This is a genomic window from Pseudomonas sp. KBS0710, assembly GCF_005938045.2.
Taxonomy (GTDB): domain Bacteria; phylum Pseudomonadota; class Gammaproteobacteria; order Pseudomonadales; family Pseudomonadaceae; genus Aquipseudomonas.
In genome coordinates this window covers 3,307,421-3,331,299 of record NZ_VCCF02000001.1, presented here as the reverse complement: position 1 = coordinate 3,331,299, position 23,879 = coordinate 3,307,421, and the positions used below count along the sequence as shown (strand labels likewise).

24 protein-coding genes and 1 pseudogene are annotated in these 23,879 nt (G+C 58.1%); 8 read left to right on the top strand and 17 right to left on the bottom strand.

Annotated features, from left to right (window positions below):
- Position 1 precedes the first annotated feature (1 nt).
- Positions 2-589: a LysE family translocator gene (locus FFI16_RS14885; protein ID WP_138815661.1), complete on the top strand. Its 588-nt coding sequence runs from the start codon at positions 2-4 to the stop codon at positions 587-589.
- Here FFI16_RS14885 and FFI16_RS14880 read toward each other — a convergent pair.
- The 3 genes from FFI16_RS14880 to FFI16_RS14870 all read right to left on the bottom strand — a co-directional run bounded on the left by FFI16_RS14880 (position 531) and on the right by FFI16_RS14870 (position 2,487).
- Positions 531-1,424: an AraC family transcriptional regulator gene (locus tag FFI16_RS14880; RefSeq protein ID WP_138815662.1), complete on the bottom strand. Its 894-nt coding sequence runs from the start codon at positions 1,422-1,424 to the stop codon at positions 531-533. The genes FFI16_RS14885 and FFI16_RS14880 overlap by 59 nt on opposite strands.
- Before the next feature lie 63 nt (positions 1,425-1,487).
- Positions 1,488-1,907 carry a GNAT family N-acetyltransferase gene (locus tag FFI16_RS14875; protein WP_138815663.1) on the bottom strand — a complete coding sequence of 140 codons (420 nt, stop codon included), beginning with the start codon at positions 1,905-1,907 and terminating at the stop codon, positions 1,488-1,490.
- A gap of 13 nt (positions 1,908-1,920) precedes the next feature.
- On the bottom strand, positions 1,921-2,487 hold the full coding sequence (locus FFI16_RS14870; protein WP_138815664.1) for a TetR/AcrR family transcriptional regulator: 567 nt from the start codon (positions 2,485-2,487) through the stop codon (positions 1,921-1,923).
- Between the two features lie 101 nt (positions 2,488-2,588).
- On the opposite strand from FFI16_RS14870, the gene FFI16_RS14865 reads away from it, so the two are divergent.
- On the top strand, positions 2,589-4,028 hold the full coding sequence (locus FFI16_RS14865) for an amidase (RefSeq protein ID WP_138815665.1): 1,440 nt from the start codon (positions 2,589-2,591) through the stop codon (positions 4,026-4,028).
- 59 nt (positions 4,029-4,087) lie between these two features.
- Here FFI16_RS14865 and FFI16_RS14860 read toward each other — a convergent pair.
- The 7 genes and pseudogenes from FFI16_RS14860 to FFI16_RS14830 form a co-directional block, all read right to left on the bottom strand.
- Positions 4,088-4,204: pseudogene (locus FFI16_RS14860) on the bottom strand (MerR family DNA-binding transcriptional regulator); the annotation flags it as partial.
- Positions 4,205-4,261: 57 nt separating this feature from the next.
- The gene (locus FFI16_RS14855; RefSeq protein ID WP_138815667.1) at positions 4,262-4,759 is read right to left on the bottom strand and encodes a GNAT family N-acetyltransferase; all 498 of its coding nucleotides are present in this window, start codon (positions 4,757-4,759) and stop codon (positions 4,262-4,264) included.
- A 234-nt stretch (positions 4,760-4,993) separates the two neighbouring features.
- Complete coding sequence (locus FFI16_RS14850) at positions 4,994-5,287, bottom strand: hypothetical protein (RefSeq protein WP_058422774.1); 294 nt, start codon at positions 5,285-5,287, stop codon at positions 4,994-4,996.
- A gap of 585 nt (positions 5,288-5,872) precedes the next feature.
- Entirely contained in the window at positions 5,873-6,241 is a 369-nt protein-coding gene (locus FFI16_RS14845) for a hypothetical protein (protein WP_122811398.1), read from the bottom strand.
- Between the two features lie 279 nt (positions 6,242-6,520).
- Positions 6,521-7,267, bottom strand: coding sequence for an AAA family ATPase (locus FFI16_RS14840; RefSeq protein ID WP_083203152.1), 747 nt, complete (start codon positions 7,265-7,267; stop codon positions 6,521-6,523).
- Positions 7,268-7,591: 324 nt separating this feature from the next.
- Positions 7,592-9,235 carry a GMC family oxidoreductase gene (locus FFI16_RS14835; protein ID WP_056861409.1) on the bottom strand — a complete coding sequence of 548 codons (1,644 nt, stop codon included), beginning with the start codon at positions 9,233-9,235 and terminating at the stop codon, positions 7,592-7,594.
- A 256-nt stretch (positions 9,236-9,491) separates the two neighbouring features.
- On the bottom strand, positions 9,492-10,451 hold the full coding sequence (locus FFI16_RS14830; protein WP_256666259.1) for a LysR substrate-binding domain-containing protein: 960 nt from the start codon (positions 10,449-10,451) through the stop codon (positions 9,492-9,494).
- 149 nt (positions 10,452-10,600) lie between these two features.
- On the opposite strand from FFI16_RS14830, the gene FFI16_RS14825 reads away from it, so the two are divergent.
- The 4 genes from FFI16_RS14825 (at position 10,601) to FFI16_RS14810 (ending at position 14,381) form a co-directional block, all read left to right on the top strand.
- Positions 10,601-11,458 carry an SDR family NAD(P)-dependent oxidoreductase gene (locus FFI16_RS14825; RefSeq protein WP_056861411.1) on the top strand — a complete coding sequence of 286 codons (858 nt, stop codon included), beginning with the start codon at positions 10,601-10,603 and terminating at the stop codon, positions 11,456-11,458.
- 2 nt (positions 11,459-11,460) lie between these two features.
- Entirely contained in the window at positions 11,461-12,204 is a 744-nt protein-coding gene (locus tag FFI16_RS14820) for an SDR family NAD(P)-dependent oxidoreductase (protein WP_056861412.1), read from the top strand.
- Positions 12,205-12,326: 122 nt separating this feature from the next.
- The gene (locus tag FFI16_RS14815) at positions 12,327-12,908 is read left to right on the top strand and encodes an NADPH-dependent FMN reductase (protein WP_122811397.1); all 582 of its coding nucleotides are present in this window, start codon (positions 12,327-12,329) and stop codon (positions 12,906-12,908) included.
- A gap of 258 nt (positions 12,909-13,166) precedes the next feature.
- The gene (locus FFI16_RS14810; protein WP_138815668.1) at positions 13,167-14,381 is read left to right on the top strand and encodes an aldose 1-epimerase family protein; all 1,215 of its coding nucleotides are present in this window, start codon (positions 13,167-13,169) and stop codon (positions 14,379-14,381) included.
- Here the strand turns inward: FFI16_RS14810 and FFI16_RS30885 are convergent.
- The 4 genes from FFI16_RS30885 to FFI16_RS14790 all read right to left on the bottom strand — a co-directional run bounded on the left by FFI16_RS30885 (position 14,271) and on the right by FFI16_RS14790 (position 18,635).
- The gene (locus tag FFI16_RS30885; protein ID WP_138815669.1) at positions 14,271-14,537 is read right to left on the bottom strand and encodes a hypothetical protein; all 267 of its coding nucleotides are present in this window, start codon (positions 14,535-14,537) and stop codon (positions 14,271-14,273) included. The genes FFI16_RS14810 and FFI16_RS30885 overlap by 111 nt on opposite strands.
- 69 nt (positions 14,538-14,606) lie before the next feature.
- On the bottom strand, positions 14,607-16,097 hold the full coding sequence (locus FFI16_RS14800) for a DUF1254 domain-containing protein (protein ID WP_138815670.1): 1,491 nt from the start codon (positions 16,095-16,097) through the stop codon (positions 14,607-14,609).
- 19 nt (positions 16,098-16,116) lie between these two features.
- A complete protein-coding gene (locus FFI16_RS14795) occupies positions 16,117-17,580 on the bottom strand; it encodes a DUF1254 domain-containing protein (protein ID WP_102047965.1) in 1,464 nt (487 codons plus the stop codon).
- 167 nt (positions 17,581-17,747) lie between these two features.
- A complete protein-coding gene (locus tag FFI16_RS14790; RefSeq protein WP_138815671.1) occupies positions 17,748-18,635 on the bottom strand; it encodes a LysR substrate-binding domain-containing protein in 888 nt (295 codons plus the stop codon).
- Between the two features lie 110 nt (positions 18,636-18,745).
- Between FFI16_RS14790 and FFI16_RS14785 the strand changes: the two genes are divergently transcribed.
- Both FFI16_RS14785 and FFI16_RS14780 read left to right on the top strand, forming a co-directional pair.
- Complete coding sequence (locus FFI16_RS14785) at positions 18,746-19,081, top strand: carboxymuconolactone decarboxylase family protein (RefSeq protein ID WP_138815672.1); 336 nt, start codon at positions 18,746-18,748, stop codon at positions 19,079-19,081.
- A gap of 6 nt (positions 19,082-19,087) precedes the next feature.
- Positions 19,088-19,462: a tautomerase family protein gene (locus FFI16_RS14780; protein ID WP_099548738.1), complete on the top strand. Its 375-nt coding sequence runs from the start codon at positions 19,088-19,090 to the stop codon at positions 19,460-19,462.
- A 218-nt stretch (positions 19,463-19,680) separates the two neighbouring features.
- Here the strand turns inward: FFI16_RS14780 and FFI16_RS14775 are convergent, their stop codons facing one another.
- The 3 genes from FFI16_RS14775 to FFI16_RS14765 are packed head-to-tail and all read right to left on the bottom strand — an operon-like array spanning position 19,681 to position 23,868.
- Entirely contained in the window at positions 19,681-21,228 is a 1,548-nt protein-coding gene (locus tag FFI16_RS14775) for an MDR family MFS transporter (protein WP_138815673.1), read from the bottom strand.
- Positions 21,221-22,375 carry an HlyD family secretion protein gene (locus FFI16_RS14770; RefSeq protein ID WP_138815674.1) on the bottom strand — a complete coding sequence of 385 codons (1,155 nt, stop codon included), beginning with the start codon at positions 22,373-22,375 and terminating at the stop codon, positions 21,221-21,223. Before FFI16_RS14770 ends, FFI16_RS14775 begins: the two co-directional genes overlap by 8 nt.
- Positions 22,372-23,868: a TolC family protein gene (locus FFI16_RS14765; RefSeq protein ID WP_138815675.1), complete on the bottom strand. Its 1,497-nt coding sequence runs from the start codon at positions 23,866-23,868 to the stop codon at positions 22,372-22,374. The genes FFI16_RS14770 and FFI16_RS14765 overlap by 4 nt, the downstream gene beginning before the upstream one ends.
- Between the last annotated feature and the right edge of the window lie 11 nt (positions 23,869-23,879).

Genomic DNA, 23,879 nt, shown 5'->3' with positions numbered 1-23,879 from the left:
AATGAGCTTGATCATCTCCATGGCCGCCTTCGCTTTGGCCACGTCCATCACCCCCGGCCCGGTCAATGTGGTGGCGCTCAGTTCGGGCGCACGCTTTGGCTTTGCCGCCAGCCAGAAACATGTATTCGGCGCCGCCGTGGGCTTTACCTTACTGCTGGTGCTGATCGGCCTGGGCCTGCATGAAGTGCTGGTGCGCTGGCCGATCCTCACTCAGTTGATCCAGTGGAGCGGGGTCGCCTTTTTGCTGTACATGGCCTGGAAACTCGCGGTCGATGATGGTCGGCTCGACGCCGAGGGCACCGCCACCGCGCCGTCGATGCTTTACGGCGCGATCATGCAATGGCTCAACCCCAAGGCCTGGCTGGCCTGCGTGGCGGGTATGGGCTTGTTTGTGGCCGATGGCGATGCGCGCCAAGTGTGGTTATTTGCGGCGCTGTATTTGGTGATCTGCTACCTGTCGGTGGCGTGCTGGGCCTACGCCGGGACGTTCCTGCGGCGCTACCTGAGCAACCCGCAAGGTGTGCGCCTGTTCAACCGCTCAATGGCCGCGTTGCTGGTGGCCAGTGTGGGTTATTTGCTGATGGCTTGAGCAAGTCGCGGTATTGCCCCGGCGTGGCGGCGAAATGCAGTTTGAAGGTGCGCTGAAAATGCGCCTGGTCGGCAAAGCCTGCGGCCAGCGCCACATCGGCGATCAGCTCGCCGTTGCGCAATTGCGTGCGGGCAAACTGAATGCGCCGGTTGACCAGAAACGCATGGGGCGTGAGCCCGTAATACTGCTTGAACGCACGAATCAGATACGACGGCGACAACTCGGCCGCCAGGCAAATATCTTCCAGCTTCAACGCTTCGGTGCAGTGCGCACGGATGTACTCGGCGGCGCGCTCCAGCTTGTGATTGACCTCACGCAGCGGCGTCAGCGACGGGTTCAGGCGCTGCTGCACCTCGGTGAAATAACTCACCAGCGCACTCTGTTTTTGCAGCAGCTCGGCCTGCTCATCCAGCAAAATCCCGTACAGCTCGATCAAGCCGTTGTACAACAGCGGGTCGCGGGTATGCGGCGTATTGAACGGCCGATAACCCTGCTCGGTACTGAAACCCAGCTGGTATTGCAGGTCCGTGAGCCACGGTGTGTCGAGGTAAAGCATGTGATACGACCAATGCTGGTCGTGGATCGGGTTGCACGCATGCACATCACCGGGGTTCATCAACACCACCGTGCCGGCGCTGATCTCGAAGGTCTGCGCGCCATAGTGGTAATAACTGCGCCCGCTGGTGATGGCGCCGATGGAAAAGTGCTCGTGGGCGTGACGGGTGTAAGTGACCTTGCGCCCGTCGGCGATGGTGCGCGCCTCGATAAACGGCAAGCGCTCATCACGCCAGAAGCGCGGCGCGTGTGCAGGGTGAGGCGGGGTGTTCAGCGACATGGCGGTGGCTCCATCCCTTGAGACGAACTGCGATCATTGCACAGAGCGCCGGGGTCGTCAGCTTCAAAGCTGTTTGGACAAAAACACCCGGCTGCTGCCTTCGGGCTGGCAGGGTATTTCACCAAACCGCACCCAACCCTGTTTCTCGTAAAACCCCGGTGCCTGGAAGCTGATGGTGTACAGCACCGCATTCCGGCAACCCCGGCGCCGTGCTTCTTCTTCGAAGGCCTGCAGCAATTGGCTGCCCAGACCTGAGCCGCGCAGCGAGTCGGGCAAGTGAAACAGGTCGAGGAAGGCCATGCCCAGGGTGGTTCTGCCCGTGATGCCGCCCAGGACCTGCTGGGTGTCCGGGTCTTTGAGCAACACCATCAACGGCCGACGATCATTGCCGCCAGTAACAGCCTCATTGAACGCGGCAAGGCCATCGCCCAGCAGGCGCTCGGCGTCGGGGTTGGGTTGGTCGCTGATTTCAATCATGCTCATGCGTTCCTGCTCCTCAAAGCCGCTGGCGCACCATGTGCAGCAGCCGTTCACCCACCTGATCAAAGCCTTTGTTTTGCGCCACTACCTGCGCGCCTTCCATCAACAGTGATAGCTCTTGCGCCAACGCCTGCGGCGCTTGCGCGCCCATCTGCTCACACAGCGTAGCGACCCGCGCAAATTGGCGCTGTTTGTGCGCCTCGATCAACAGGCGTGCCGGGTGATCCGGCTCAGGAATCTCGGCCAGGCTGTTGGTAAACGGGCAGCCACGATAACCGGCGCGTTGCAGGTCATCGACGATAAACCCGGTAAAGCCCAACAACTGCTCACGGGGCGCGTCGGGGTATTGCTGCGCGAGGCTGTCGAGCACCTCGCTGTAGCTTTCGGTCAGGCGTTGCAGCCATTCCAGCACCAGCGCGTCTTTGTTTTCGAAATGCCGGTACACCGTCATCTTGGTCGAGGCGGCCAGCGCGGCAATCGCATCCACGCTCACACGGGTGATGCCCTGCTGCGCAAACAGGCTTTGCGCGGCCTCGACAATACGCTCCCGGGGCGGCAGTTGAGGGGCTTGTTGCACACGCATGCAGAATCTCCGCTTGACAGCGATACCCATGAGTATCGCATGATACTAATCGGTATCGTGCGATACCGAAGAGTATCCATCATACCTGTTTGGAGCCACCCATGTACCTGTCCGAATACGCTGCCCAGGACGCCACCGGCCTGGCGCGCCTGATCCACGCCAAAGCCGTCAGCGCCGATGAAGTCCGCCGCGCCGCACTGCACGCCATGGCCACCCTCAACCCGCAGATTAACGCCCTGGTGGACACCTGGGGCGACGAACCGCCCGCAGCACCCGGTGCCTTTCACGGCGTGCCGATGTTGCTCAAGGACGTTGGCATCAGCGCCGCCGGGCGCCGCAACGAACTGGGCAGCGCCCTGGCCCTGGGCTGCACCGCCCAGGCAGACTCCGAACTGATGACACGCTTTCGCCGCGCCGGCCTGCTGCCGCTGGGCCGCACCACCACACCGGAATTCGCCACCAGCACCACCACCGAAAGCCGCCTGTGCGGCCCCACGCGCAACCCCTGGCACCTGCAACGCAGCGCTGGCGGCTCCAGCGGTGGTTCCGCAGCCGCCGTGGCCGCTGGGTTAGTGCCGGTGGCCCATGCCACCGACGGCGGCGGCTCGATCCGCGTACCGGCCTCACTCTGCGGCCTGTTCGGCCTCAAACCCAGCCGCGGCCGCGTGCCCATGGGGCCGGACGTCGATGAAGTGTGGAGCGGCCTCGCCGTACACGGCGTGCTGACCCGCTCGGTACGCGACAGCGCGGCCCTGCTGGACGCCATCCACGGCGCCGCGCCGGGCGACCCGTTCCAGATTGCGCCACCGCAGCACAGTTTCGCGGCGCTGTGCCAACGTGAACCCAAAGCCCTGCGCATCGCCCTGCAAACCCGCCCGCTCAATGGGCAGGCGCTGCACCCGGCGGTGCAACAGACCCTGCTGGATACGGCGCGGCAGTTGCAAGCACTCGGCCATCACGTCGAAGAAATCCAGCCGGATATCGGCTTAAGCTGGGAAGCCTTCGTCGAACTCAACGCCCGCTTCTGGTCCACCAACACCGCCGCCTGGATCGATGCCATCGCCGCTGCCACCGGGCGCGAGGCCAGCGCCCAGTACCTGGAACCCGCGACCCTGAGCCTGTATGCATTGGGCAAATCGCTGCACGCCACCGACCTGCTCGGCGCCCTGTGGGAGCGCAACCTCGTCGCCCGCCGCATGGGGCACCTGTTTCAACGCTACGACGTGCTGCTGTCACCCACACTACCCGGGCTGGCGCCCGAAATCGGCGACTACAACCAAGGCCAGGAACAGCTTGGCGGCCGAGGCTGGATGCAACGGGTGTTCGCCCATTCGCCCTTCACCGCGCTGGCCAACGTGACCGGCAGCCCGGCGATGTCCGTGCCCTTGGGCATGCACGATGGGATGCCCATCGGTATGCAGTTTATGGGTGTGTTTGGTTGTGAAGGGTTGTTGCTGGCGTTGGGGGCGCAATTGGAGCAAGCGGCCCCGTGGGCGGACCGACGGCCCAAGGTGTGGGCCGGCGAAATACCCATCAATTAAGGGCCGACACCACTCCCGTGGCGAGCAGGCTTATTGTGGCAAGCCTGCTCGCCACAGATCGTATACACACGATACCGCCCGCTGCGCTGGGGCGGGTTGATCAGGCCCATCTGCTCATACGGCCGGATGGCTTTTGGCGTACAGCCCGTCAGATGGGCGAGGCGACCGATAAACATGCAGGTGATCCTTTTCCTGAGGGGTTGAATGGCGTCAATGCCAAGGCAGTTGCAGCGTCAGGCTGGCAACGTCATCACCATCTCATGCCACGCCATCCCGCCATGCTCCGACGGCGACGGCTGCACATAGCCGTAACCCATGCGCATATACAACGGCACATGCTGCTCCTTGCACATCAAATGAATTGTCTGCTTGCCCATCGTGCGCATGCGCTGCACAAACTCAGTCATCAACAGCCGGGAATAACCCTTACCCTGATGCGCCGGGTCAACCACCACCGACATTATCACCACATTCGGCGCCTCGGCCGCATGACCCACCAACTCCTTGAACGCCTCATCCGACATCACCACCTGATGGGCGCAGCCACAATTGATAAACCCCACCACCGCGCCACCCGCCTCCAAAATCAAAAAGCCCTCGGGGTACTGCGCAATACGCGTGGCGATCTTCTCCAGCGTCGCGGCTTCGTCGCCTTCGTAGGCACTGGTTTCGATTTCAAAGCAACGCGCGGCGTCGGCGGGCAGGGCGTTGCGGAAGGTGAGGGCGGGCATGGGCGTTTCCTGGGGCATTGAGCGAAAGGCCACATCATATCGGCGCGCCCACCCCCTCGCCATCTCACGCTAACCCGCTGACAAACACACCTCAAACTATGGGAACTCTCGAGCCCCAGCGAGGCAGCGAAGGCGGCGGCACAGCCACCATGAACACGGGATCAACCCCCCATTTCCAACCCCACAAAAACCAGAAAACCCGCCAAAGCGGGTTTCCTCACAGCTCACATCACATCAACTCACAGCAGGCAAATCAAACCCGCGCCGCTCCATCACCGTAAACACATCCGACACATCCTGGATCATGATCCGCGCGGTATTGGCGACGGTATTAACATCATGCTCGGCATAGTCCGACACATTGGAACAGGCCATCAGGTGCAGATAGGCGAGGGCAGCATTGAGACGCTCGCTGGCGCAGGCATGGAGCTCGCTGAGCGGGGCGTCACTGTCGATGAGCAGGACAGGGTATTCGGTTGCGGTTTGGGACATGGGGGTGAAGCGGCGGGGCGGGTGTTGAGTAGTCATGGTGTAAATCCTCAAGAAAAAAGATTTACCACCGGCTCTGCTGCGAAACAGATTGGGTGGCAGCTGTGCGCGGGTTCGCAGACCGGACGATTTACACCAAAACCCGGCAGACCCGAAGGTCTCCCACGCACAACCGCCATAAAACATTCGGCAGCCGGGAGCCGGCTGGGGTATGTCTGACGGTGCTGGTGTGAATCGTTTTAGGGCTGCGAAACCCTATCGCTGGCCAAGGCCGGCGACGGGGCGAACTATAAGGTGTGGTTAGTCAGGGTGCAACTGAGAGGATGTATCAACCTCAGTCATTAACTTTTCCACTCCTAGATCCGGAAGATTTGGCTAGTTTCACAGGCCAACTCAGCCATGCGCGTTCGACTTGCTCAGTCGTTTGGAGCGGGAGCCTCAGCAGGTCTGCGTGCACAGCTGGCAGAATTCTGTTGACTGGCTCTTAGGGTAACCGGGAGCAAATAGCTGAGAGCCGTCCAACGTGAACGGCAGCAAACGGCCAAAAGCAGTCGTTCACGGGAGGCGGCTCTCGACCCACAGCAGTAATCTCGCATTGATTTAAAGCAATGCCTCCTGCCCATCCTAAAATCGTGATGGCAGTTCATTTCCGGCCTGGGCATCCGAAAAGACCTCATCTGGATCTGCCTGACACCAATATCTGAAAAGTAGGCGAGGCTCGATATTTCCGAAATATTGATCCACGATGCTCTCGGGGCGCACGACCAATTTAGGTTCTGGCCATTGCTGGGCTAAAACACCTAATGGTTTGCCAGATGAATAAACAACCCAAGTGGCCTTGCCTCCACTGATACGAGGTAGGTAGTCCATATCTTGTATCACTTCGATCAAGGTGCGCAGTGTTGCTGATTGATCGAATGTGATCGATATTGCATGACTTTCCAGATCATCTCCCGCATGAGCGCTATCTCGATCAACGGCAACTACCAACATGACTGCTCCTTTTAGTGGTGTGCTTTCACCAGATCGATCAGCGTAGAGACATCAGCGGCTAACTGTCGAGTGCGCTTCTAGCCGAAACCTGCCGTACCAGGCTACCGCTTTCGGCAAGAAGTGGCCATTCTCCTCAAAATCGGCGGCATCTCGATCTACGCTAAACAAGGCAATAATGCCGTCGTACTTATTAAGCCGCGATCGGCAACAATTCATTTTTTTGCGCCAGCGATCTTGATAAACGCTCTAGCCATCGATGTTCTTCAGTGCCTGAACTAACTAAAAATCATGCTTTTCATCAAATAGTTTGCTCATAAAGCTTTCAGGGTTAGCAAAGTAACTTTTCATAATTAGGTAGTTTTCAGTTTCTGAATATTCCTTCTCTACCAATCCACTATTGGTAAACTCCCAAATTCTGGCGCCCGGGTAAGCAATTAAAATTGGTGAGTGAGTTGCAATTATGAACTGCGAATTTTGTTTCGCGAGTTCCGCTATACGTACCAGCAGAGATAATTGGCGTTGGGGAGATAGCGCAGATTCAGGCTCGTCTAGTAAATACAATCCGTTTCCTCCGAATCGATGTAAAATCAGATCCATAAAAGCCTCCCCATGAGACCTCGTATGAAGATCGTTTCCCCCGTATGAGTCCTTAATAGCTGGCCCGCCAGGTCCGCAATCCAACTTATTCATCTCTGTAATTACATTATAAAAACTTTCTGCGCGATAAAAATAGCCATCTCGAGGTCGCTTTGCTGTGCGTGACAAGCGCAATGCCTTGGACAGTAGGGATTTTTCATCGCTGGAAGAAAACTTGAAATTCTTACTGCCTCCCTCATGATTAAAGCCACATGAAACTGCAATAGCCTCTAAGAGGGTTGACTTACCGCTACCGTTTTCTCCAACGAAAAAATTTATCACGGGATGAAGCTCGATTTTGCTAATTGATTGAATTGAAGGCAAATAGAAGGGGAAATTATTCTCTTCTCTATAGTTCTCTAAGATTTCAATTCTCTTAATGTAAGGCATTAACTTCCTGGCTTTATTTATCTTATTTAATGGTTATAGTTATATGTGTGATACTTAGGGTAATTATAAATAGTCTTTCTGTAGTTTGGCTCTTTTTTATAGGCACTAGATATGTCCGACATAAAAATAAACCATTCTTGGCTCGCGCCGCAGTTGCGGCGCTGTTTCGGCCAAACTTCTAATTTGCAATTTATCGTCTATTGACGGCGTTTGCTCAACGGTCTCCGTATATTTTATTCAATTTCAGATTATGGTTCTTATTGCAGAGTTCGGCTTTAGCGATCCAATCATTGATGCTCCAGTTTTACGCTGCGTTCGGGGAAATTATCGAGTCAGGTGGGCACCAATGCGTTCGGCTAGCATGATAGTAGTAAGATTTGTCGCCACCGATGGGATATCCGGGATGATAGAGGCATCCACAACACGCAGTGCCGCGATACCTCGCACCGCGCCCCAATTGTTGACTACGGCGGCCTTGTCACCGTCCGCGCCCATCGGCACGCTCGACGTGGGGTGCTGATAGCCGGCGACATTGTTTACGATGTTTTGTCGCAAAGCCTTGCCTTCAAGTACGCTGCTACCCGGTGTCATTTCATGGTCAACCAAGTCAGCAAACGGTGCACTGCGGCCAATCTTGCGAGACAGTTCTACAGCTTCGACCATGCGATCCAAGTCATTTTCCTGTTCAAAAAAGTTGTACCGAATGTTCGGCGCAACTCGGGGGTCACGGCTGGTCAAGCGTACGCTACCGTTGGATTTAGGTAATGTGACGGCGCATGCCAGCACTATCGCACCGCCGGTAGGGCTTGCCTTTGGGTCGATCAGGTGTGTACCGGAGATATGTAAGTCCAGATCGTCCGGTGCGGCGTGTTGCGAACGAGTCCAGGCGATGGCGCCGCCGGCTGGGGTCATAGCAATTGCGGAGGTCTTCAGCGCGTAGACGTTGAAGAAAAACGGATGTTCTTGCAACCGTTCACCTACCGGTAGATCAGCGACGGTGGCGATTCCCATCTCGCGAAGATGGCCTTGTGGGCCGATACCGGAGCGTAGCAGGATAGCGGGGCTGCCTATGGCACCGGCCGACAAGATTACTTCGCCGGCTGGAACTATCTCGCCGTCTACTAGCAATACACCTATGGCGCGTTCTCGTTCTATCAGGACGCGGTCGGCTTCAGCGTGGCCGCGGATAGTGAGGTTGGCGCGAGCCCGCACGTCTGCACTCAGGTAAGCCATGCCGGTATTGATTCGGGTGCCGTTGATGACATTCAACGGGTAGGGACCTACGCCGTGCTGGCGCGCGCCGTTGAAGTCATCCACGAGCGGCAGTCCAACTGACTCGGCAGCCGCCACGAAAGCACGCATTGAGATAGTATTCTGCGCAGCAGTGCGCTGACGCACTGGAAATGGGCCGGTACGGCCATGCCATGCATCTTCGCCAGTTGGCGTGTTTTCCATCGCTCGGTAGGCGGACAGCACTTCCGGCCAAGCCCAACCTTCGATTCCGCGTCCGGCCCAGCGCGCAAAGTCGGCAGGACGCGCACGCATCGCCACAGCAGCATTGACCGCGGAGCTACCACCGATCACTCGGCCGCGTGGGATGGCTATGTCGTGACCTATCCGAGCTGAGTCGTCACTATGGTAATGCCAGTCGTATTCGGGAGAGGCGGCAACTAGGTCGGCGTTCGTCAGCACTGCTGGATACCGGTCGGGCGCAAAGTCGGGACCTGCGTCGAGCAGCAGCACACTGCGCAGCGGGTCGGCACTGAGACGTGCTGCAAGGACGGCACCGGCAGATCCACCACCGACGATCACCACGTCAAACTGCTTGCCAGTCCGAGGGGTCTCTTTAGTTTTACTGGAGCTGCGCGTTGCACTAGAGGCAAACGTAGCAGCGCCTGCCGTCATTGCAACCAGCACTGCCTGTGCTCCCAAAGCTATCGCGCCGCGTCGTGTGATTGTCAAAGTCATAGATTCCAGATCAGGTATCGTTAGTGCCGTCGAGGATGAGAGGCAAGAAACCATGGTAGGAACGCGTACCTGACCCAGCAAGACGGGGTTTCTGGAATCTGTGTCCGGTGGAATGGACGTCGAGAACTCCCCCTATCTTCGGCGCCTACCCGCTCGGTAGTGCCGCCGTAGTTGCTGTATTCGGTAAAAAAATGTGCTGTATTCACGGAGAAGCCGCTGCAACGATTTGCCCAGCGTATTAAGGATGGCTTTACAGCTAGAGGATCTTGGGAAACTCCGAAGCCAAGTGATCCAAGAAAACACGTACTGACGGCAGTAATCCTTTGCGGGAAGGTACCAGTGCAGTGATCCTGGCATCGCCAGCTATCCATTCGGGCAGAACTCGATGAAGCTCACCACGCGCAACGGCCGCCCGCGCGATGTAACTCGGCAGGGCCACAATCCCAAGCCCGCTGATAGCTGCATGTTGCAGGCTGAGCATGTCCTCGCTTTGCAGCCGCGGCATGATGGGCGCAGCAATTTCTTCGATCGATAAAGTGACATGGCGCAACCGCCAGTTCATGGGGGCATTAGCTCGCGCAAAGAAAATCGAGGCGTGGCTGCTTAGCTCCGCTGGCGTGGCCGGTGCGCCATGTTCGGCCAGATAGCTTGATCCGGCGAACAGAAACCAGGGAGCGACCCCGAGCATGCGCTGGACAAGATCGGAGTCCGGCAATGGAGCCTCATGCGCCCGGATGGCGACGTCGTAATTTTCGCCAACAATATCGATGGTTCGATCGGCTGCATGAGCGACCATATTGATCTTGGGATAGACACGAAGGAAGTCAGCGATCATGCCCGCCATGGCGAAATTCATGGTCGCGACTCCAGCGGTACACCGGATGGTCCCGACGGGCTCCAACAACCGCTGACGCACTGACATTTCTGCCATCTCCGCTTCTCGCAGCGCGGCCAGCGCGTGCTGGTAAAACTCTTCTCCTGCCTCGGTCATACCGAAGCGACGCGACGTTCGGCTGAGCAAACGCACACCTAATTCGCCCTCCAATTGTTGCATGCGGTGGCTAAGCGTTGACTTGGGCATACCGGTACTTGCAACTGCGGCAGTAAACCCACCGCGATCGACCACATTGACAAAAATAAACAGATCGTTCAGGTCCAGCCGATTCACGTATGGCCCAATCATAGGAAGGCAATTTTTAATCTTGAAGAGTTCCAAGGGTACCGTCTAGAACTATGTGGTTATTTGGCAATGTTTCGCTGGGAAGGAGCGTCCAATGAGCGGGAAGTTGAATCTGGCCAAACCGGCTTGTTGGGGGGAGGCCCAATACCTAACATCCGGTGAATAGCCAAACCCCGGAGCAGAGAATGAAATCAATAAATGGCAAAGTCGTCCTCGTTACTGGTGCCTCATCGGGATTGGGGCGCGAGTTAGTGCATCAACTGCTGGAAAAAGGTGCGCTAGTCGCAGCCACCTTTCGCAAGCAAGAAGAAGTGGATTTCTATAACGGTAAACATGCTGCGCAGGGCATGGGCGTTTTGGTAGACGTGACAGACGATGTGGCGGTCAAAACGGGTGTGGCCCAGGTGCTGGATCACTTTGGACGTATCGACATTGTCGCCAACTGTGCGGGTGCTGGCACAGTGGGTGCAGTTGAAGAAATGACGGATCGAGAAGCGCGGCGTGTATTCGATCTGAATTTCTTTGGCGGCCTGAACATCATTCGCGCTGTAACCCCTGCGATGCGCAAGCAGCGCAGCGGGCACATCATTCAATTCTCCGCAATCGGTGGCTTCATTGGCTACCCGGGCATGGGCGTGTACTCGGCCGCTAAGGGCGCTACTGACATCCTGGGGGAAGCACTGGCAGGTGAACTTGCACCCTTTAACATCGCCACGACTGTGTTGACCATCGGTGTATTCGAGACCCAATTTGCGGGTCGCTCACTGGCTTACGTCGAGCAAAAAATCGATGACTATGAAGGCACACCCGTCGGTAAGTTCCGTGTAGCTATAGGTGGTCTGCAAGGTAAGCAGCCGAATGTTCCAGGAAAAGGGGCTTTGGCGATTATCAACCTGATGGAGGCGGATCATCCACCCGTACACGCGGCCTTGGGTGCCGATGCGATGGGCGGAATGCGTGCAAAAATGGCCAAAGTCGAGCAGGAACTTGTCCAGTGGCAGGGCAACGCAACCTCTACAGAACGCAGCATCAACGGAATCTGATCATGCGAATGACCAACAAAGTTGTACTGATTACCGGCGCATCGCGCGGGCTCGGATTATCCCTGGCACGTCGTTTTGCCAGAGAGGGGGCTTCCGTTGCGTTGACGTACAACACTGACGCTGCCGCAGCCGACCGAAATGTCGAGGCTCTCGTTGCTGAGGGCGCTCAAGCAATGGCCATCGGGGGAGACATCAGCGACCCGGACGCTGTCAAAGCCATATTCGCAGCAGTGCTGGCTCGATTTGGGCGCATCGATATTGTCGTGGCCAATGCCGGGCGGGAGCTTATCGACACACCGATCACGGAAATCGATAACGCGATGTTCGAGGCTGTCACCAAAACCAATGTGTTTGGCACCTTCTATACGCTTCGCGAAAGTGCGCGCCATGTTACCGATGGTGGACGCATCATCGTGATTTCGTCCACTACGACGATCGTACCGAACGCAGGCTTCACCGCGTATGCCGGAAGCAAAGCCGCCGGCCGGCTTTACGTTGAATGTCTCGCGCAGGAAATGGGCAAGCGTAACGTCACGGTGAACGGTGTGGTACCGGGGCCGCTACGTGACGCCGGTGTCATCGCAAACCTTCAGGAAAATGACTATCAGGCATTGGCACAGTTGTCGCCATTTGCGCGCTTGGGCTCTGTCGCCGATGTCGAAGGCGCCGTGCTTTTCCTGGCAAGTGACGATGCAGCTTGGATTTCCGGTCATCACCTGGTTGTCAACGGCGCCGCCAAAGTATAGGGCAGACCCACATGACCAGGCGGTGGGGCAGTCCTCATCGTTCGGCCACCGTTCGACGTCCGTTTTTTTGTTCTTTTCAAATTGATTACCCCCTTTAAAGCCACTTAAATCAAGGTCCCATCATGTCGCCTAAAAAGATTGCCGTCATTGTCGGCAGCCTGCGCAAAGAGTCGTTGAACCGCCTATTTGCTCAAGAAGTAATCGCGCTTGCGCCACCGAGCCTTTTATTAGAAATAGTCGAGATCAATGAACTGAATCTGTTTAACCAAGACTTGGAAGAAAACGGTAAGAGTGCCCCTGAAGCCTGGACTCGTTTTCGCCAAAATATGGCGTCGAAAGATGGAGTACTGTTTTTCACTCCCGAATACAACAGGTCAGTTCCTGGTGTATTGAAGAACGCCATTGATATTGGTTCTCGCCCTTACGGCGAGTCTGTGTGGGCAGGCAAACCCGCAGCTATCCTAAGCGTATCGCCCGGTGCCAGCGGCGGCTTCGGTGCTAACCATCATTTACGTCAGTCTATGGTATTTCTGGACATGCCACTTTTGCAGCAGCCGGAAGCGTATATCGGTGGGGCGACAAGGCTACTGGGGCCAGGCGGAAATTTGAATGACGACGGAACTACTCAGTTCTTGAAAAAATTCATTGACGCCTTTGCTGCATGGGTCGAAATCAATACCGCCAAGTCAACGGGTTTAATCTAGGGTGCTAGAAACTCTCTGCTTTGGCTGATCTAAGGCGTTGTATGAGTCGTCTCAGGTTTCACGTACGGCCTTAGTGTCCGCTAATGGCCGATTGCTGACTGTAACGAAGGTCAGCAAGCGGCTATCAGCGACATTACCGTTTTTTCCTTACGCCCGCTGCACGCAGCCAACCTCCTCGGCATTGAGCCTATTTTTTAGCTTGCTGAAACGTTTCATCAAGTTTATAAAAATGGCACAACTCCAAGAAAGGCTGTCGCCATGACCCCGCTCAAACTCTTCGTTGCCCTCAGCGCTTTGTCCGCTGCCTCCCACGCCATGGCCTGGGATTACGTTCTGCTCGACACCGACAAAGCCGCCCAGCGCTGGCAGATCACCAGCCAGCAACTCGGAATAAAAACCGACAAGCCCTTCAGCGTTACCCTGCGCACCTTGCACGGCGGTCGGCAGGAGGGCGTCAGCATCGTCGATATCGATAACGGCACGATGAAGCTCTCGGTAGTGCCGACTCGCGGCATGAACGTCTTGCAGGCCTCGGTCGGCAATGTGCGCATGGGCTGGGATTCTCCGGTCAAGGAAGTAGTCAATCCGTCCTTCATCGAACTCAATGGCCGCGGTGGTCTGGGCTGGCTGGAAGGTTTCAATGAACTGGTCGCCCGCTGCGGCTACGAATGGGTCGGCCACCCCGGCGTCGACAACGGCGAATTGCTGACCCTGCACGGTCGGGCCGCCAACATTCCTGCGAACAAAGTCACCCTGCATATCGATGAAAAACCACCGTACGCCATCACCCTGCGCGGTGAATTGAAAGAGCAGGCGTTCAAGAAGGTCGACTTCTCGGTCGCCACCGAACTGGTCACCGAGCCCGGCAGCGTCGTGTTCGCCCTCAATGACACCCTGACCAATAACGGCGACTATCCGAAGGAATACCAGGCGCTGTATCACAGCAACTTCAGCACCCCGTTCCTGGAGCAGGGCGCTCGTTTCGCCGCGCCGGTGAAACAGGTGTCGCCGTTCAACGACAAGGCCAAGGGCGATCTGCCCGACTGGCAAACCTACCGCGCACCGACCAAGGACTACGACGAAACGGTTTACAACGTGGTGCCGTATGCCGATGCCAAGGGCGATACGTTGACCGTGTTGCATAACAAGGCCGGCAGCCTGGGCGTTGCGGTCGGCTTCAATACGCAGACACTGCCGGTGTTTTCCCTGTGGAAAAACACCGATACCCAAGGCCAGGGCTATGTCACGGGGCTGGAGCCGGGCACAAGTTTTTCCTACAACCGCCGTTACCAGCGGCCACTGAACCTGGTACCGACAATTGGGCCCAAGGAACACAAGCAGTTCCGCATCAGCTACAGCTTGTTAGCAGATAAGGCAGCGGTGGATAAGGCCTTGAAGCAGGTGAGCGAGATTCAGGATGGGCGGGAGACTGAAGTGCGGCAGACGCCGTTGGTTGATCTGACCAAGGAGTGATGCCGGCTGGGGCATTGTCGGCTGATATTGCAGCCCCTCGGCCAAGTGTTCACGTCTGATCCCGTCGGCTTGTTCAAGGTGCGCCAGCGAGCGCGTGACCTTGGGCAGTTGATGGGCTGCTCGCAACGAGTCGAGCAATGCCCGCTTTCGACCCATGGCTGTCGGTCAAGAACGCCGAAGACATGCATGCATTCATGCACTCATGTCGTTCAGACGCAGTTCAGATCATTGCTTGATCAAATCCCCCGGTTTCCATGCCTTGTCGAAGAACGCCTTGGTCGGGCCATATAACCGCAGAATTACGAAGTAGCCTTCGCCCGGCAGGGTTTTGATCCAGTTTTTGCTGGCGCCCGGTGAGTTCGGGCCGAAATGCACATCGATCGAGCCGTCGGCGTTGGTGACGGGCTTGTCCATGGTGTTCAGAGACGGGAACGGCTGGCCGTTATCCAGGCCTGATGCAGTGATCGAGTCATACGCCGTCACCGACCAGAACAATGCCGCCGGAATGCCTTTGGGCAGGTTCAGCGAGTAGCTGTTGCTGCCGGACAGGAATTGGCCTTTGGCATCGACGAAAGTGGCCGGGTACTTGGCACCGACGTTTTCCATGTTCACCGCCATGCCCGGGCTGGCCGAGTAGGCGTTGGTGAAAAAACCCGTGCGCGGGTCGATGTAATTGAAGGTGTCGGCGGTGAACGTTGCATTGCCGGGGAATACGTTCAACCACTTGCGATCCGGATACCAGGTGCCATTGGCGACAATGGTTTGCGGCGTGTAGGAAATGGCGTGGCCGATCTTGCTCGCGGTTTTCGCTGCCTTGTCGAGCAGGTCGCGGGTGGCTGGCTCCGGTTTGAACGGTTTGCCTTTAACGATACCCAGAGCGGCGAGCATGCCGCGCATTTCCATGTCTTGCGGGTCAACGTATTCGTGATCGATGAACCGCGACAGCATGTCGAACGCACTGCCGTCGGAGGGGTAGAGCATGTTGACCGGAGTTTTCGAGGCGTTGGGGAATTCCATCGCTTTGGCCGTGGCCTGTTTGCCCAGCGGATAGATGCGCGTCTGTTCCATGACTGCGACTGGTGCCGCCAGTTGTTTCGGGTCCTTGAAGAATCCGCGCCAGAACACGAACACACCGTAAGTGCGCGAGCGGTAAGTCAGGTAGCCCGGCGGTACCTCGCCCTTGTAGTCCGGTGGCAGCACCAGATACTTGGCACCCTTGCCTTTGTCCGGTCCCGGCAGCCCGACATCACCACACCATTGGCGACCTTCGATCTGGCCCTCGGAGCAGATCGGCCGTTGGAAGAAGTCATCGAGAATGCCCTGCAAGCCTGGCGGCACTTCGATCACCATCGGGCCGTCCTGCTTGAGATCCAGATAGCCCATGGCATAGATCACGTCGGAATTGGGCGTGGTGACGCGGGTCTTGGCGTTGAGGCGGTCCTTCCAGATCGGCAGCACGTTGTAGCCGGCACCGAAGGCTTTTTCCGAGCCTTCTTTCATGGCGTACATGTTCAACGCCGGCAGTGCCCAGATGTACGACTGCACGGCACGCTGGAAAAGCAATTCGTTTTGCAGTTGCGCCACGCCCTCCAGTGTTGGATAGCCGCCGGCAAAAGGCAGATCGGCCAACTGTTCATAGTGCGTGGCCGCCTGGGTGCTGAGGCTGATCGAGATGGCCAAGCCCGTTGCAGTCAGTGATTTTGCAAATGTGCTCATCGCGAACGTCCTGTTCTGGTCAATTGGTTTTCAGTACGGCTGGGGGCACCCACTGGCCATTCAGCGCGGCCGGTTCAGGCCAGTAGGCGCGGATATACAGCGAGAAATCAGCACCTTGGGGCGTCGGCAGCCAATTGCTTTCCTTGTCCTTGCCCGGTGATTCGCTCTGCACGTATATCGTCAACGAACCATCGGCATTGGCCTGCAGTGATTTGTTCTTGGTGCCGATCGAATAGCGCTTAAGGTCATTCGGGGAAAAGAAGTGCTGCTCGTTGTACAGGGTCAGCGACCAGAAGCCTTTAACCGGCGGCAGTTGCCCCTTGGCAAAGGTCACGGAGTAGCTGTTCTGTCCATTGAGACGCGTACCGGATTTGTCCAAGTCCTGATAGAAGTATTTGGTCTCTTTCTGTTGGTTGACGAAAATATTCGAGCGCGCCACGGCGGTACGGCTGAAGTAGTCGGTGCCAAACGCTGCACCGTTGCTGATGGTGCTCCAGTGATCCGGCAGTTGCAGGCCGTAGTTGCGGAACTGCAACAGCGGATCGATCACTTCGCTGTCGGCTTTTTTCGCTTCATCGATCATCGCCGCCTTCAGTTGCGGATCAGCCTTGGCGATGGCCGCGAGGGAGGCCATTTGCGCGTAACGGGCTTCTTCGCCCGGCAACGGTTTGGCGTCCTTGAGTAGCGCCGGCAACTCGTCGAAGAATTTCTCCGGCATCACCCATTTGGTTTCGCCGCTGCCCGCCGCCTGCGCGGGGAATTTTGGCAGTTTCGCCCAGTCCCGGTGTTTGATCTTGCCGTCGTATTGCGACAACGGGTACATGTCCACGCCCGACAGCGACGCTTGAATGGCTGTGCGGTCGGCTGCGGTATCGTCCTGGAACACTCGGGGAATCACGAAGCCGGTGCTGGTACGTGCCCGAAAGACTTTGGTGATGCCCGCAGGCACCTTGCCGTTCCAGTCAGGGCCAACCAGCAGATAGAAGCCGGGTTTGCTGCCGTACATCTTGCCGAGTTCGGCAAAGCTATCGGAGCGTAGATCCACCACCTGATACACCCAAAAACGGCTGCCGAAGTCCGGCACTTGCAGCACGACTGGTTCCAGATCCAGCGCGATGCTGCCCGCGCCGTACACCACATCCTGATTCGGGCATGCGACCAGCCGTTCCGCCGGATCAATGTAATCACTGAGCATCGACAGTCGATTGATCGGCGCGACCGGAACGATGCCACCCATCAAGCCCGGTTCGGGCAGGTCTTTGAAGGCCTGGCGACGGTTGAAAATATTGGCCATCGGCCAACCCCAGAAATACGCTTCGCGCGCCATCATGCGCACATAGGGTTCGGTGACCTTGGTGCCGGCGACAGGCCCGGCAACGGAAGCTTCGCCAGCGTAGCTGGGTGGCACCAGCAGGGATGTGGTTGCCAATGCACCGAGCAGTGTCAGTGCAAACAAGTTCAGGCGATGGGGTGATTGATTCATAAAAGCATCCTTACTTGCGGGATCACCTTTTGCTGGTGAGTCGCAGAAAAGATAGCTCAAGTTTGGTGGGGTGACGCTTGATCGGCTTGAACGTCAGCTTTTGGCCGATTCTGCTCAATTTCGCTCCCTATCCACATCACTCGAACTGACCCCTTACGTACTTTCGATTATTGCGTAACAGTAAAACGAAACGCCTGTTCCTGCAGGCCCGCTTGGATCAAAGCAGCCAATTGCTGGGCCGCCGCACTGGGCTCGCCGCCACTGCTGTGCAGCACATAACCAAGGCTTGGCACGACGGGTAAGCCAGAAACCACAGTGAGATGGCTCGGCAACCCAATGCGCGTACGCAACGTCACACCCAACCCGGCGGCGACGGCTGCCCAGATGCCGGCGACGCTGGGACTGGTGAGGGCGATGCGCCAGGGTATTTGCGCGGCGTCCAGCGCCTGGGTGGCGGCGCTGCGGAGTACGCAGGGCGCGTCGAACATTATCAAGGGCAGTGGTGAGTCATCAGCGGCGGTCGGTAATGGCGTATCGCGCGGCCCGATCCAGTGCATTTGTGTTTCGCCCAGGCGCGTGGCATAGGGCGACAGGTGCCCGGTGTCCCAGGTCAGGGCCAGGTCCAGGGCTGCACTTTCGACCAGGGTCAGCAGTTCGGTATTACGGGCGATCCTGATTTCGAGGCTCACCCTCGGGTAAGTCTGTACGAAGCGTCGCAGGATATCGCTCAGGAAATGTTCGCCAAAGTCCTCTTGAAGCCCCAGGCGCAGGGTCCCGGCGGTCTGGCTTTGATGCACGCTGTGGAAAATGCTGTCGTTTAATTCCAGTAACCGGCGGGCATGGCTCAGCAGTGATTCGCCTGCGGGGGTCAAGACCAGCCCGCGCCCGGATTTAGCCAGTACTGGCGTGCCTATCTGCTCCTCAAGTTTCTTCAACTGAGCGCTCACGGCAGACGTCGACCGACCGAGACGATCTGCGGCTTTGGCAAAGCTGTTGAACTCCACACCCGTGACGAAGGTGCGCAATACATCAAGATCGAAGGTTGGGCGACGCATTCAATAGTCCACTAATTCTGGATGATCGGTGCCATTAAATCTGATATTCGGAAGGGTTGCGACTTGATAATTTTCATCCTTCAGATCGGGACGTCAGAGGGAAAACCATCATGAATACGGCCATGGCCACTGGGCGCGAATCCCAAAGCAACTATCCGCAGAAGTTTGCCGAGCTGACCGACAACGTATTGTTCGGCGACATGTGGACGCGTACGCAGCTCAAGCCCCGTGAACGCAGTTTGGTGACGGTGGCTGCGCTGGTGGCGATGTACCGTCTTGAGCAACTGCCGTTTCATTTGCAACGTGCGCTGGATAACGGCGTGTGTGCCGACGAACTGGCCGAAGTCATCACCCATCTGGCGTTTTATTCAGGTTGGCCGACGGCCGCTTCGGCGCTGAATGTGCTGAGCGAATTGCAGGTTGGCCTTTCAGAGCGACAGGAGTAACCGTTGATGCCGTTTGCACGAATTTCACTGCACCGAGGCAAGTCGGCCGAGTATTTACAGGCGTTGTCTCAGGGGTTGCACGACGCCCTGGTCGAGAGCTTCGAAGTGCCGAAGACAGATCGCTTCCAGGTCATTCACCAGCATGAGGTCGGCGAGCTGATATTCGATCCCCACTACCTGGGTGGGCCGCGTAGCCATGACTTTGTGCTGATCGCGATTACCGCTGGGCGTGCTCGAAGTGTTACGACTAAACAGCATTTTTACCGTGATCTGGTCGAGAAATTGGGGCGGGCGACGGGGTTGAACGCGGAAGACGTGATGGTGGTGATCACCACTACGGCCAGTGATGAGTGGTCGTTTGGAGGAGGGCGGGGCAACTAGGCTTTAAGTAAAACGGGGTCATACCCCAGTTAAATATGATCCCGTTTTTACGCTACAGCGCCGGCAGCCGATCCAACGCACAAGTACGTTCTATTTTCGGCTCTTTGGCCGTGGGCACGCGCACGCCCGTGTCGACATTGAATATGTCGATATAACAACGGCTCAACGAGCCCGGGACGTCGCCGATCCTCCCTTGATCACATAGCGTGCACCTGAACCTAGGCTCGTCCAGATTGTTGGCGTAATGCCAAGGCCGCTACACCACACAAGATCAGTGCGATACAGGACACATAGAACGCATCGCTGTAGGCCATCAGGTACGCCTCACGACGCACGGTATGGGCCAGGCTTTCAAGGACCTGCTGTTGGGCGGGTAACAGTTGGTTGAATAGGAAGTCTTCGCTGTCTGCCATGCTGGCGCGCAGGCGCTCCTGCAAGGGAAAGGAAAACAGCGTGATCGACTCTCCCACCCGCTCTGAGTGAAAGCGCTCGCGCATGGCGACGATTTGCGTCAGCCCTGCAGTACCCACGGCCCCGCCAAGGTTTCGCAGCATGGAAAACAACGCGGATGCGGAACCGGCTTCAGTTTTGGCCAGCCCGGAAACCGCCAGAACAGAAAGCGCCACCATGATCAGCGGCTGTCCGATACCCCGTACCACGGTGGAAGGAATGATCACGTTGGCGGCACTATCGACGTCCAGGTGCGCGCCGAGGTAGCAGCCCAGCGCCATGATGAAAAAACCGCTGGCGACCATCAGTTTCGGGCTGAGGCACTTCATCAAGCGCGGCATGAACGGTGCCAGCACCAATTGCACCATGCCGTAGGCGATCAGGCTGATGCCGATTTCCCGGGCGTTGTACCCCTGCAGTTGGGAAAGGTAATTGGGCACCAGGAACACCAGGCCGAAGGTAGCCCCGCCGAAAATGAACATCGCCGCACTGGCCACTCCGAAGTTGTAGCTCTTGAGCAGGCGCAGGTTGATGAATGAACGCCTGCCGTACAACTGCGACAGCACGAAGTACACCAGGGCGACGCCGGCGATCAACGACACCCACACAATGAAATCGGAGCCGAACCAGTCCTTGCGACCACCTTCCTCCAGCACGATCTGCAAGCCCCCCAGGCCGACGATCATGGCCAGGATGCCGCCCCAATCACCGCTTTTGAGCAAGCTCAACTGCATGGGCTTGGCATCGATGGACCATGCCACCGCCAGCAACAAGAGAATGCCCGGTGCCAGTTGCAGGTAAAAAATCCAGCGCCACGAATAAGCATCGGTCAACCAGCCACCAATGGATGGCCCGGCAGCCTGGGCAACGCTGTTGGACAAGGCGAACAAGGCCATGCCCATTGCGATCTTGCTGGGCGGGAGCTCGGTGATGATCAGCTGGAATGACAAAGGGATCAGCACCGCGCCGGCAGCACCCTGGATCACCCGAATGATGATCATCACTTCCAGGTTGGGCGCCCAGGAGCAAGCAATGGACGCCACCAGGAACACAAACGACCCCGCCAGCATCACCCGCCGCAGCGAGAACACCTGGACCAGCCAGGCCGTCAGAGGAATCATCACGATTTCCGCGACCAGGTAAGCCGTGGAAATCCACGAGCCTTCCTCGAAGGTAGCCCCCAGGGAACCCTCGATTTCAGGCAGCGCGGCGCTGGTCACATGCACGTTCATACCGGCCATGAAACAGCCGAAAAGCCCGCCGATCACCGCCACCCAGGCGCGAAAGGAGACAGTTTTTTCAGCGGACTCAGTCATGCGTCGCGCCCTTTGTGCCAGGCCGGGTGTCAACGGTGGTGATCACCGACATGCCCGGCAGAATAGGCCCGCCCTCGTCATGTTCATCGATGGCGATTTTCACCGGGAAGCGCTGCACGATCTTGGTGAAGTTGCCGGTGGCATTATCCGACGGCAGCAGTGCGAACACGGCCCCGGAACCTGGCGAAAAGCTCACCACATGGCCCTTGAGCTGGCGTCCCGAATAGCTGTCGACGCTGATATCCACCGGTTGACCGGCGCGCATATCGCGCAACTGGGTTTCCTTGTAGTTGGCCACCACATAGGCCTGCTGCAGGGGCACCACCGCCAGCAACGGCAAGCCCGGCGCGACGTATTGGCGAATACGCACTTTGCGCTGCCCCACAACCCCGTCGATGGGCGAGCGGATCAAGGTGTCTTCCAGCGCATGAGACGCAAGGCTTAACTGCGCCTCGGCCTGGCTGCGCCGGGCAATCTGTTGTTGGAGCGAGGCTTGGGCCAGCTGGCGCCGGCTAATGGCGACGGTCAACCTGGTTTGCTGTTGACGCTGCATGGCCTTGGCGATTTCCACCGCGGCGTTAGCCTGGGTGTAGCTGGCAGCCGCCGTTTCCAGACGCTGGGCACTGGCAGCGTGTTCGTGCACCAGGCCCTGGTAGCGGCGCTGGTCAAGGCTCGCGCGGCGCAACTCGGCCGCCACGCTGCGGGTGTGGGCGTCAGCCTGGTTTACCCCGGCCTTTTGCTGAGCGATCAGGCTGTCGGTCACTTGCAGGTTGGCCTGTTGGGCCGCGACCGAGGCCTGGGTTTGCGCCAATTGCGCACGCGCCTGCGCCAACCGCGCCTGGTAATCGCGGTCCTCGATGCGCACCAACACATCCCCGGCCTTGACGGGCTGGTCATCCTCCACGAGCACCTGGGCCACATATCCGGAGACCTTCGGGCTGATGGGAATCCAGTCGGTACGCACATAGGCATCATCGGTCTGTTCCAGGTAACGGCCAACCGTCATCCAGTACACCCCGAACCCTACCGCCGCGATCGACAGCACAACGCATCCCAGCAGGATAAGGTTACGTTTGCGGCGTTGCTTGCGCGCATGCATGAGCTGCTCGTCCTGGACAACGGTTTTTTCATCGACAGCAATATTCATGGCTGGGTACCGGAAAAATTGACGGAAGTGTGGCTGAGGGCAGCGGTCGCAGAGGCAGAAGACTGCCAACCGCCGCCAAGCGCGCGAAACAGGCCGATCTGGCGCTGCAACAGCTGGCCGTCGGCATCGGCAAGCGTGGCCTGCAGGCGGATCAGCTCACGCTCGCTGTCCAGCACGTCGAGAAAGTCGATAGACCCGGCGTCGTAATTGAACTGGGCCAATGTGTAGGCTTGACGACTGCTGACAAGGGCCTGGTTCAACGCGGCGTGGCGCCGGCGCTCGCCGTCGTATAGCGCAAGCGCCTGGCGTACCTCCTTGAGGGCGTTGAGAACACTGGCCTCGAATTGAGCCACTTGCATGCGCTCCAACGCCCTGGCCTGGTTGACCCGCGCTCGATTGACACGCCAGTTGGGGAATTGCCAGGTAATCAGCGGCCCAACGCCGAACACCAGCGCGCTACTGTCTCCCAACTCATGGGGTGTGTTGGCGGATGAGGACACTGAAGCGCCAAAGGTCACCTTCGGATACAGGTCGGACTGGACGATATCCACTTGCAGCGTGGCCGCTTGCAGCGCGCGCTCGGCCTGACGGATATCGGGGCGGCGCGCCAGTAATTGCCAGCCATCACCCACCGGCAGCTCGGCATTGAGTTGCGGCACGACCTCACAGGTCACCGCGCCAATGCCTTGTTCCAGGTCCGCCACGCCGGTCAGCATTGCCAGCTCGTACAGGGCAGCTTGCCGGCGTGCTTCCAACATCGGCAGCAGCGCCAGGGTTTCAGCCTGTAGGGCCTGCATCCGGGTGTATTCGAGATCTGTCACCACACCGGCCTGACGCTGCCGGTCGATCAACGCCAAGCTGTGCCCGACCACATCCATCGAATGGCGCTGAATCCTGGCGCGTGCGCCCATGGCGCAGGCATTGACATAAGCGCGAGTGGTTTGCGCCACCACCGTGATGCGCAACAAGTCTTCGGCGTCCTGCGCTGCAGCCGCCTGGACCCGAGCCCGCTCGATACTGCGCTGAACCTGGCCCCAGATATCCACCTGATAAGCCAGCTCGAAGCCTGGGTTGAACGCCCACTGTGACGGAGCATGGCTGTCCGTGGCTTTGGCCAGGGTCTGATCATCGGCTGTCTTGCCGTACTCGGCGCCCAGTGAGGCCTGGGTCGACGGCCAGCGCCCGGCATCGGCCCGCATGATCCCGGCCAACATCGCCTGCACATGGGACTGAGCTGCAGCCAGGTCGCGGTTATGCATCAATGCCTGCTGCACCAGCGCGTCAAGTTTCGGATCGTTATACAACTGCCACCAATGGTCGGGTAACGCTTGGGCCGAAACACCCTGCGGCAGGCGGCTCAGGGTATTAAAGCGCTCCGGCTGCGGCTGCACGGGTATATGGGCGACCCAAGAGGAACAACCCGCCAACAATACGACCGCCACACCCAGGAGTGAGAGACGACCATGCCATGCACAGAAAAAAGGCGGACCCATCGAAATAACCC